This is a genomic window from Streptomyces gobitricini (genome assembly GCF_039532985.1).
GTDB lineage: Bacteria > Actinomycetota > Actinomycetes > Streptomycetales > Streptomycetaceae > Streptomyces > Streptomyces gobitricini.
In genome coordinates this window covers 200,959-210,045 of record NZ_BAAASR010000015.1, presented here as the reverse complement: position 1 = coordinate 210,045, position 9,087 = coordinate 200,959, and the positions used below count along the sequence as shown (strand labels likewise).

The window sequence follows — 9,087 nt, the reverse complement described above, 5'->3', positions numbered from 1 at the left end:
CGCCCCGGGGGGCGGACAGGGGCCGCGGCTTCCGCCGCGCGGCGGGCCAGCAGCGTGGTGGAGCGGCCGTCGAGGTACGGCAGCACCACCGCCTGGCCGCCCCAGCCGCGCAGCACCTCCGCCTCCGGCAGGTCCTCCGCGGAGTAGTCGCCGCCCTTCACCCACACGTCCGGCCGCAGCCGGCTCAGCAGCTCCGAGGGCGTGTCCCCGTCGAAGACGGCGACCGCGTCGACGCTGCCGAGGCCCGCGAGCACCCGCACCCGGTCGGGCAGCGGGTTCAGGGGCCGGCCGGGGCCCTTCAGCCGCTCGACGGACTCGTCGGAGTTCACGCACACGATGAGGCAGTCGCCGATCCGGCGGGCGCTCTCCAGCAGACCCACATGGCCCGCGTGCAACAGGTCGAAGCAGCCGCCCGTCGCGACCACCGTCCCACCCCGCGCGCGCACCTGCTCCGCCAGCACGAACGGGTCGGCCTCCGGCATCTCGCGGCGCGCGGTCGACGGCGGCGTACGCCACAGCGACGGGTTGCCCGCGCCGCCCGCCGCGACGAACGCCGCCGCCTCGGCCACCGCCCGCTGCACCGCCTCCTCCGGCAGGGCTCCGTCCGCCAGCGCGGCGGCCGTCGCGGCGGCGAAGCAGTCACCGGCACCGCACGCGTCGCCCTGCGCCCGGTACGGTGCCGGGATCAGCATCGGGGTGGCGGCGCCGGGCCGGGTCAGCAGCACGCCCCGCTCGCCGAGGGTGACGGCCACGGTCGCCACCCGCCAGCGTTCCGCCAGGTCGGCGCCCCGCTCCGCGAACGCGCGCAGCGAGTCGCCGTCGCCGCGGCACAGGGCCATGGCCTCGGCGGCGTTCGGCGTGACGATCCGCGAGCCCGGCACCGGCGTGTCGCCCTTGAGGTGCGGGTCCCACACGACGGGTACCTTGGGTGCCACGGCCGCCAGGTGCGCGCGTACCGCGCTCGCGGTGTGCCGCCCGTAGTCGGCGACCAGTACGGCGTGGGCCTGCGCGAGGGTGTCCCGCACCGCCGCGTCCGGCTCTCCCGGGTCGCCGCCGCCGCGGTCGATCCGCACCAGGGGGCGGCCACTGGCGAGCACCCGGGTCTTCACCGGCAGGGTGCCGTTCAGGGGCAGCTCCACCAGTCGGACCCGGCCGCGCAGCGAGCGCCGTACCGCCTCGCTGGCCGGGTCGTCGCCCAGCGCGGTCACCAGCACCACGTCCCGCCCGCCGCGTGTGGCGAGCGCGGCGGCCAGCCCGGCCCCGCCGGGGCGGCGCTGGTCACCGGTGACGTCGACGACCGGGGCGGGGGCGTCCGGCGCCAGCCGGGTGGACACGCCCTCGATGTCCTCGTCCAGCAGGACGTCGCCCACGACCACCAGGGGCTTGTACTCGCTCATGACATCCTCCGCCGGGCCGCGACCGGCGCCGACGCGCCCGCCGCTCGAGTGGGCCGCCCCGCCGTGCTCGCCCCCGCCGCTCCGGCGGTGACCGCCGCGTCGAAGAACTCGCACAGCAGGTGGACGGCCACGAGGTGGGCCTCCTGCACGGTCGCGGTCGAACCGGCGTCGACACAGCACGCCTCGTCGGCTGCCTCTGCCAGGGGGTTGGGCCGTGGACCGGTCAGCGCCCACACCCTGAGCCCGGCCTGCCGCGCGGTCATGGCCGCCGCGATCAGGTTGGCGCTCTTCCCCGACGTGGACAGCAGCATCAGGACGTCACCGGGACGGCCGTGGGCGGCGACCTGCCTGGCGTACACCTGGTCGAACCCGTAGTCGTTGCCGATGGCCGTCACACTGGACGTCTCGGCGTGCAGCGAGATGGCCGAGAACGCGGGCCGTTCCCGCTGGTAGCGGCCGACCAGCTCGGCGGTGAGGTGCTGGGCCTGCGCCGCGCTGCCACCGTTGCCGGCGGCGAGCAGACGGCCGCCCACGGGCAGGACGGCCGCGAGGTGGGCGCCCCATTCCGCGATCCGGTCCAGATGGTGGCGCCGGAGCCGGTCGAGCGCGTCCTGCAGCGCCCGGCAGTGCTCGTGCGCCGCTTCGAGGGTGGGGGGAGCGAGGGGATCGGTCATGGCGTTCGGGCGTACCGCGTTCCGTGTTGCCGCGGAACGGCGGCGGGGCCCACACCTCCTTCGGACTTCGTCGTACCGGTGGACCGGTGGACCGGGTCAGGCCACGCCCGTCACGGCGGGCCGGGCGGCGAGTACCGCTGCGTACTCCTTCTCGGTGGCCGCGGCGACCCGCGCCCAGCCGTACCGGCTCAGCACCCTGCGCCGGCCGGCCGCGCCGCACGCCGTCCGCTGCGCGGGGTCGGCGAGCAGTTCACCGACCGCGCGGGCCAGCGCGTCGGGGTCCCGGGGCGGCACCAGCCGCCCGGTGATCGGGTCGGCCACGGTGTCGAGCTGGCCGCCGACCGCGCTGGCGACGACGGGCCGCCCGCACGCCATGGCCTCCAGCGGCACGATGCCGAACGGCTCGTAGTCCGCCGGGCACAGCACCACGTCCGCGCTGCGCAGCAGCGGCGCCACGTCCTGCGGCGCCACGCCCCCGGTGAACCGGACCCGGTCCGCGACGCCGGCGAGCCGGGCGATCTCCCGCAGCCGGCGCACCTCCGGGTCCTCGTGGAGCCGGTCGGCCGGGGGGCCGCCGACGACGAGCAGCTCGGTGTCCGGCAGCCGGGTCAGCGCCGTGATGGACACCGCCGCGCCCTTGCGGGGCACCAGCCGTCCCAGCTGGATCAGCCGGTACCGGTGGCGGCCGTCCCGTTCGGCGGCCGGGCCCTCCGGGCAGAACACCTCGGTGTCCACGCCGCACGGCACGACGCCCACCTTGTCGGCGGGGATCCGCATCCGGCCCAGCTCGAAGACCTCGTCGTGGCAGGTGGCGATCACCCGGTCGCAGCCCAGGCCCACCTCTCGTTCGAGGGCGACACGTTCGGGCGGACTGGTGTCGGCCTGCTTCTGGTGACGCCGCTTCACCGTTCCGAGCGCGTGGTACGTGTGCAGGAACGGCAGACGCGCCGCCCGGGTCGCCCGCAGGGAGGCCACGCCGGACATCCAGAAGTGCGCGTGCACGAGGTCGGGGGCCCGGCCCCGCCACTCGCGGGCCATCCATCGGCCGAAGTCGGCCATGTAGGGAAGGAGTTCGTCCTTCGGGATGGGCTCGGGCGGCCCGGCGGGCACATGGTGCACCTCGACGCCGGGACGCAGCAGCACCCGGTCGGGCAGGTCCCGTGCGTCGCGCCGGGTGTACACGGTGACGCGGTGGCCACGGTCGGCGAGGGCGCTCGCGAGGCGGGCGACGTGCACGTTCTGGCCGCCCGCGTCGACGCCGCCCAGCACGGCGAGCGGGCTCGCGTGCTCGGAGACCATGGCGATGTACATCCCACGGCCGCCCGGGGCGGGGCCGCCCTCCGCGCCGATGTCGATGTCGATCGCCTCGGCGTCCGGAGCGCCCGGACCGAGCGCACCGGGGCGGAGCGCGTCGGCGGCCTCGATGGCCTCGGCCTCCGCGTCGATGTCGCCGAGCGCGCCGACGTCCACGGGCCGCCGGCCGGGGCCGGTGCCCACCGGGTCCAGGGGATCGAGGGATGTCATGAGCGCACCTCCGTCATCACGCGCTCCCAGTCGTCCAGGAAGCGTTTGAGCCCGTACCGTTCGAGCGCCGCCTGGCGGGCCCGCGCGCCGTCCTCGGCCGCCGCCTCCGGCTCGTTCACATAACGCCGGGCGGCCCGCGCCAGCACCTCGGGCCGTGTCGACAGCGTTCCGGCACCCGCCGGCACCGCCTCGATCGCCTCGGTCGTGGCCAGCGCCACGACCGGCATGCCCAGGTGCATGGCCTCCAGCAGCGACAGGCCCAGCGAGGTCCAGCGGATGGGGTGCAGGTACAGCCGCCGCTCCGCCATCGCCGAGTGCAGCTCCCGCTGCGGCAGGTCGGTGCCGCGGCACCGCTCCTCGGGCACGCCCAGGTGCCGGGCGAGGCCCTCGGTGCGCATGCCGAACACGTCCAGCGGCGCGGCCTCGGCCAGCGCGGGCAGCAGGTCCGTACCGGTGTACCGGCCGCGCCGGACCGGTTCGTTGACGACGACCGCCGCCCGCGCGAGGCGCCCGGTGTACAGGTGGCCGGGGTCGACGATGCCGTGCTCCACGACCTCGGTCCGGGTGGAACCGTTGTCCCAGAACAGCCGGTTGAAGTGCGTGACGTGGACCAGCGTCACGTCGTCCCGGTCGGCGCACGGGTGCCGGGTGTCGGGCACGTCCCCGTCGGGGGCGTTGTGCTCCAGGTACACCGCCGGCACGTCGCGGCCGGGACGGCGCCCGCCCAGCCAGCGTTCGGCCAGGTCCCACTCGTGCGGGCGCTGGAGGACCACCAGGTCCACCGGCAGCTCCCGCAGTCGCTCGGGCGCCACCTCCCGCACCGAGTCGGGCCAGGTGAAGGTACGCGCCCGGCCGAGCCCGTCCGGCCCCCGGTCGGGGGTGACGGGTACCAGGTAGGTGTGGGGCCCCTGGACGAAAGCCGTCGTCCACGACCCGTGCACATGCCACAGCAGGATGTTCATCGTCCGTCTCCTCCCGTCACCGCGCGGCGTCGTCGGTGTCGTCGGAGCGGAAGAAGTCCCCGCGCCGTACCGCGTACGGGCCGATGGCCAGGAGGTCCACGGGCGACGAGCCGAAGCACTCCAGGGCGTCGCGCGGGTCGTCCACCATCGGCCGGCCGGCCGTGTTGAGGCTGGTGTTGACCACGACCGGCAGTCCGGTGCGCCGCTCGAACTCCGTCAGCATCCGCGCGACCAGCGGCTCGGTCCGCCGGTCCACCGTCTGGATGCGCGCCGTCCCGTCGACGTGCACCACGGCCGGGATGCGGTCCCGCCACTCGGGCGCCACGTCGTGGACGAACAGCATGTACGGGCTCGGGATCACCCCGTCGAAGATCTCCGACGCCCGGTCCGCGAGCACCATCGGCGCCACCGGCCGGAACTGCTCACGCCCCTTGACGTCGTTGAGCCGCTCCAGGTTGCCCGCGTGACCCGGGTGCGCCAGCAGCGAGCGGTGCCCGAGCGCCCTCGGCCCGAACTCCGAACGTCCCTGGAACCACGCCACGATCGCGTTGTCCGCGAGCGCCTCGGCCACCGTCTCCGCGATGTCCGCCGGCCGGTCGAACGGCACCGCCGCCGTCTTCAGCCAGGCGCCGAGCTCCGAGTCGGACCAGTCCCGCCCCAGGTCCGCGCCGGGCATCGGGTCCGGATCGTCACCGCCGCCCGCCGCGAGCAGCAGCGCCCCGCCCAGCGCCGTACCGGCGTCACCGGCGGCGGGCTGGACCCACACCCGGTCGAACGGCCCCTCGCGGGCGATCCGCGAGTTGGCCACGCAGTTGAGGGCGACACCCCCGGCGAGGGTGAGGACCCGGTCGTGGGTCCGGCCGTGCAGCCAGCGCACCAGGTCCAGCAGCGTCTCCTCCAGCACGGCCTGCGCGCTGGCGGCGATGTCGGCGTGGTCCTGCGTCCACGCCTCGTCCGGGCGGCGGCGCGGGCACAGCTCCGCCCAGGGCACCCCCGCCGCGTGGAACCCGCCGTCACCGGTGGGGTACACGTACCGGCGGAGCTCCGGCAGCATGCGGGGGCTGCCGTGCGACGCGAGCGCCATCACCTTGAACTCGTCGGAGGAGCGCAGGAAGCCGAGGTGGTCGGTCAGCTCCTCGTAGACCAGCCCCAGCGAGTGCGGCAGGTCCTGCGCGTACAGCGGCTCCAGCCGGTCGTGGACCCGGCGCGCCGCCAGGTGCGAGGCCCGCTCACCCCGGCCGTCGAGGACCAGCACCGAGGAGGTGTCGGCTCCCTCGGCGGCGAAGGCGCCGGACGCGGCGTGCGCCATGTGGTGCGGTACGAAGCGGACGATGTCCGGGTCCAGGCCCGGCAGTGACGCCTTGAGGAATCCGGGCGCCTCACGCGCGTACGTCAGCCGGAGGTGGTCCCACGGGTCGTCGAGGCCCATCTCTTCGGCGGGACGGGCGAGTCCGGGGTCGAAGGAGTACGCCACCGCGTCGAGGTCCTGGGGGCGCAGACCCGCCCGCTTCAGGCACCAGGCGGCGGCCTTCTCGGGCAGTTCCCAGGCGGAGAACGGCAGTGGCCGCTTGCCGTGCTTGCGGCGTGAGAACCGCTCCTCCTCCGCGGCGGCGACGGTCCGGCCGTCGATGACCAGCGCGGCGGCGGGATCGTGGAAGAGAGCGTTGATTCCGAGAATGCGCATGGGGTCCCAGGCCTTTCGGCGAGTCGGGGTGGCACGGACGGGGACGTCCGGGGGTCAGGAGCGGGAGTCCTCGTGGTCGCGGAACCAGGCGATGGTGCGCCGCAGACCCTCTTCCGCATCGACGCGCGGCTCCCATTCGAGCTTGTCGCGGGCGAGCGTGATGTCGGGGCACCGCACCGCGGGGTCGTCCGTGGGCCGTTCGATGAAGCGGATCTCCGAGCCCGAGCCGGTGAGTTCGATGACGAGCCGGGCCAGTTCCAGCATGGTGATCTCGGTCGGGTTGCCGATGTTCACCGGGCCGCGCAGGCCGTGGGCCGCCGCGGCGAGGATGCCGCGCACGGTGTCGTCGATGTAGCACAGCGACCGTGTCTGCAGCCCGTCTCCGGTGACCGTGAGGGGCTCGCCGGACAGCGCCTGGCGTACGAAGGTGGGGACGGCCCGGCCGTCGTGGCCGCGCATCCGCGGACCGTAGGTGTTGAACAGCCGTACGATGCCGGCGTCCGTGCCGTGCACCTCGGCCTCCGCCGTGGTGAGCGCCTCACCGAACCGCTTGGCCTCGTCGTACACACTGCGCGGCCCGACCGGGTTCACGTTGCCCCAGTACCGCTCGTTCTGCGGGTGCTGCTGGGGGTCGCCGTACACCTCGGAGGTGGAGGCGAACAGGAACCGGGCGTCGCTGCGGTGGGCGAGGGCCAGCGCGTGGCGGGTGCCGAGGCTGCCGGCCTCCAGGGTGTGCAGCGGCAGCCGCAGGTAGTCGGCGGGGGAGGCGGGTGACGCGAAGTGCAGCACCAGGTCCGGTGGCCGGTCCACGGAGAACGGCTCTGACACGTTCGCCTCGACGAGCGTGAAGCCGGGGCGGTCGAGCAGCCCGGATATGTTCTCCGGCCGGCCGGTGCTGAAGTCGTCCACGCAGGTGACGGCGGTGCCCGAGTCCAGCAGGGCGTGGCACAGGTGCGAACCGACGAAGCCGGCGCCGCCGGTGACGACGGCGTGCTCCCAGCTGCGCGAGAAGGCGGTGGTCATACGGTCTCCTCCGACGGGTGCCGAACGTGAACGGCGGGCGAGTGCCCGCCGCACCTGCGTCCAGGCTGGGCCGAACGGGGGCCGGGGGCGCGGTGGTCTGAGCCGTTGGAGTGGTCACGCCGAGTGAACAGGGGGCCGAGCGGCGCGCCTGCCGGGCTTCCCGCTCGCGCCGTCGCGGCAGACGGGCGGTGTCCGGGACGTACGGCTCGACGTGACGGGACTTCGCGGACGCGGCCTCGGAGCCGGGCGCCGCGCCTGCCCGGAGTGCGCCGGACCACGGCAGCCGCGGGCGGTGCGCCGCCGCCTCGGCGACCGGCCGGGGCGCCCGGGGTGCGCGCCGCGCCCCGGCCCGGGGTGGTCGGCGGGGAACGGGTTGCCGGAGGCCTGGCCATGAGGCGGCGCGTGGGACCGCGCCCGGCCACCGGCGCCGGGGGCGACGGGGGCCTCGGAGCCCGGCGGGGGCGTCGAGTCGGTGGCGCGGCACGGTGGCGCCCGGGGTGGCGCGTGCCGGGGCCCGGCGGGGCGCCGGGGTCCGGCGGGGGAGCAGGGCACAGCCCGGGGTGGGCGCCCCGGCCCGGCGCGCTCGCGCGACGGCGGGCAGGACGTCGGGCGCGACATCCCGGTTGGTCGGGCGAGCGCGCCACGATGGTCCGTGCGCCAGGGGTCTTTCGGGGACGGGCCACGCGGGCCCGCCGGGGACGGCCTCCCCCGGCGGGCGCCGGGTCAGGGGGCGACGGTCTCGCTGGTGATCAGGTCGACCAGGGCCGGCAGGCCGCCCTCCGCGAGCGCACGGCGCTGCTGGTCCGCCGGGGTGCCCTGCTGGAGCAGCCGGTGCACCAGCGAGGTCACCTCCCGGGTGTCACCGGCCTCGTCGAGCGCGGGTGTCACATGGTCCAGCAGCATGACCAGCACGTCTCCGGCCCGGCGCGCCCGGCCCTCGGGGTCGACCAGCAGACCGCTCAGACCATGACGGGCGGCGTGCCAGTTCGACGCCTGGAGCAGTTCCGGCGGGCACTCGGGCAGCGGCAGCCCCGCCTTCTCGTCCCGAATGGCGGTGGCGATCAGGCCCCGCACGATCCCGGCGAACATGACCGCCGCATCGGCGCGCAACTGCACATCCGCGCAGCGCACCTCGACCGTCGGGTACTTGTCGGACAGCCTCGCCTGCCAGTACAGCTGGCCGGTGTCCGTGATGATCCCGGTGTCCAGCAGCGTCTGTACGCGCCTCTCGTGGTCCTCCAGCGAGGTGAAGCAGGGCGGCGGCCCGCTGACCGGCCAGCGCCCGAAGACCACCGTGCGCCAACTGGCGAAGCCGGTGTCCTTGCCGTCCCACAGGGGCGAGTTGGCCGACATGGCGACCAGGACGGGCAGCCAGACACGGATCCGGCTCAGGACGGCGACACCCATCTCGCGGTCCGGTACGGCCGCGTGCACATGCATCCCGTTGACCAGCTGTTCGGCCACGAGCTGCGGCGCCTGGGAGCGCATCGCCAGGTAGCGGGCCTTCTGGGTGACCGGCACCGGCGCCGGCTCCCGGTAGGGAGCCGTCGCACAGGCGGCGATCCGGCAGCCGTTCTTCTCCGCCGCCGTGCCCAGCGCGTGCCGCAGCCGCAGCAGGTGGCCGCCGGCCTCCTCCAGGTCGGTGCACACCGGTGTGGCGATCTCCACCTGGGCCTGCAACAGCTCCGACTGGACCTCCGCGTCCTCGACGATCGGTTCCAGCCCCGCGGCCGCGCGCACCTGTTCCGCGAGCGGGACCGGCAGGCATGTGTCCGGATCGAGCAGCAAGTACTCTTCCTCGACCCCAATGGTGATCATGTCGT

Annotated in this window: 7 protein-coding genes; all 7 read right to left on the bottom strand. The window is 75.2% G+C overall.

Annotated features, from left to right (window positions below; translation table 11 throughout):
* Positions 1 to 1,397, bottom strand: a 1,397-nt coding sequence (gene rfaE2, locus ABD347_RS13485) for a D-glycero-beta-D-manno-heptose 1-phosphate adenylyltransferase (RefSeq protein WP_344360506.1), incomplete at its 3' end; no start/stop codon positions are given.
* Positions 1,394 to 2,071: a D-sedoheptulose-7-phosphate isomerase gene (locus ABD347_RS13480; RefSeq protein ID WP_344360504.1), complete on the bottom strand. Its 678-nt coding sequence runs from the start codon at positions 2,069 to 2,071 to the stop codon at positions 1,394 to 1,396. The genes ABD347_RS13480 and rfaE2, both read right to left, overlap by 4 nt.
* A 96-nt stretch (positions 2,072 to 2,167) precedes the next feature.
* Entirely contained in the window at positions 2,168 to 3,382 is a 1,215-nt protein-coding gene (locus tag ABD347_RS13475; protein ID WP_344360874.1) for a glycosyltransferase, read from the bottom strand.
* A 209-nt stretch (positions 3,383 to 3,591) separates the two neighbouring features.
* Positions 3,592 to 4,557 carry a glycosyltransferase gene (locus ABD347_RS13470; protein WP_344360502.1) on the bottom strand — a complete coding sequence of 322 codons (966 nt, stop codon included), beginning with the start codon at positions 4,555 to 4,557 and terminating at the stop codon, positions 3,592 to 3,594.
* A gap of 16 nt (positions 4,558 to 4,573) precedes the next feature.
* Entirely contained in the window at positions 4,574 to 6,241 is a 1,668-nt protein-coding gene (locus ABD347_RS13465; protein ID WP_344360500.1) for a carbamoyltransferase family protein, read from the bottom strand.
* Between the two features lie 54 nt (positions 6,242 to 6,295).
* Positions 6,296 to 7,264: a UDP-glucuronic acid decarboxylase family protein gene (locus tag ABD347_RS13460; protein WP_344360498.1), complete on the bottom strand. Its 969-nt coding sequence runs from the start codon at positions 7,262 to 7,264 to the stop codon at positions 6,296 to 6,298.
* A gap of 723 nt (positions 7,265 to 7,987) precedes the next feature.
* The gene (locus tag ABD347_RS13455) at positions 7,988 to 9,082 is read right to left on the bottom strand and encodes a carboxylate-amine ligase (RefSeq protein ID WP_344360496.1); all 1,095 of its coding nucleotides are present in this window, start codon (positions 9,080 to 9,082) and stop codon (positions 7,988 to 7,990) included.
* Between the last annotated feature and the right edge of the window lie 5 nt (positions 9,083 to 9,087).

Coding starts and splice junctions, on each gene's coding strand:
- ABD347_RS13480 (WP_344360504.1), bottom strand. CDS start 2,071: ATGACCGATCCCCTCGCTCCCCCCACCCTCGAAGCGGCGCACGAGCAC.
- ABD347_RS13475 (WP_344360874.1), bottom strand. CDS start 3,382: ATGTACATCGCCATGGTCTCCGAGCACGCGAGCCCGCTCGCCGTGCTG.
- ABD347_RS13470 (WP_344360502.1), bottom strand. CDS start 4,557: ATGAACATCCTGCTGTGGCATGTGCACGGGTCGTGGACGACGGCTTTC.
- ABD347_RS13465 (WP_344360500.1), bottom strand. CDS start 6,241: ATGCGCATTCTCGGAATCAACGCTCTCTTCCACGATCCCGCCGCCGCG.
- ABD347_RS13460 (WP_344360498.1), bottom strand. CDS start 7,264: ATGACCACCGCCTTCTCGCGCAGCTGGGAGCACGCCGTCGTCACCGGC.
- ABD347_RS13455 (WP_344360496.1), bottom strand. CDS start 9,082: ATGATCACCATTGGGGTCGAGGAAGAGTACTTGCTGCTCGATCCGGAC.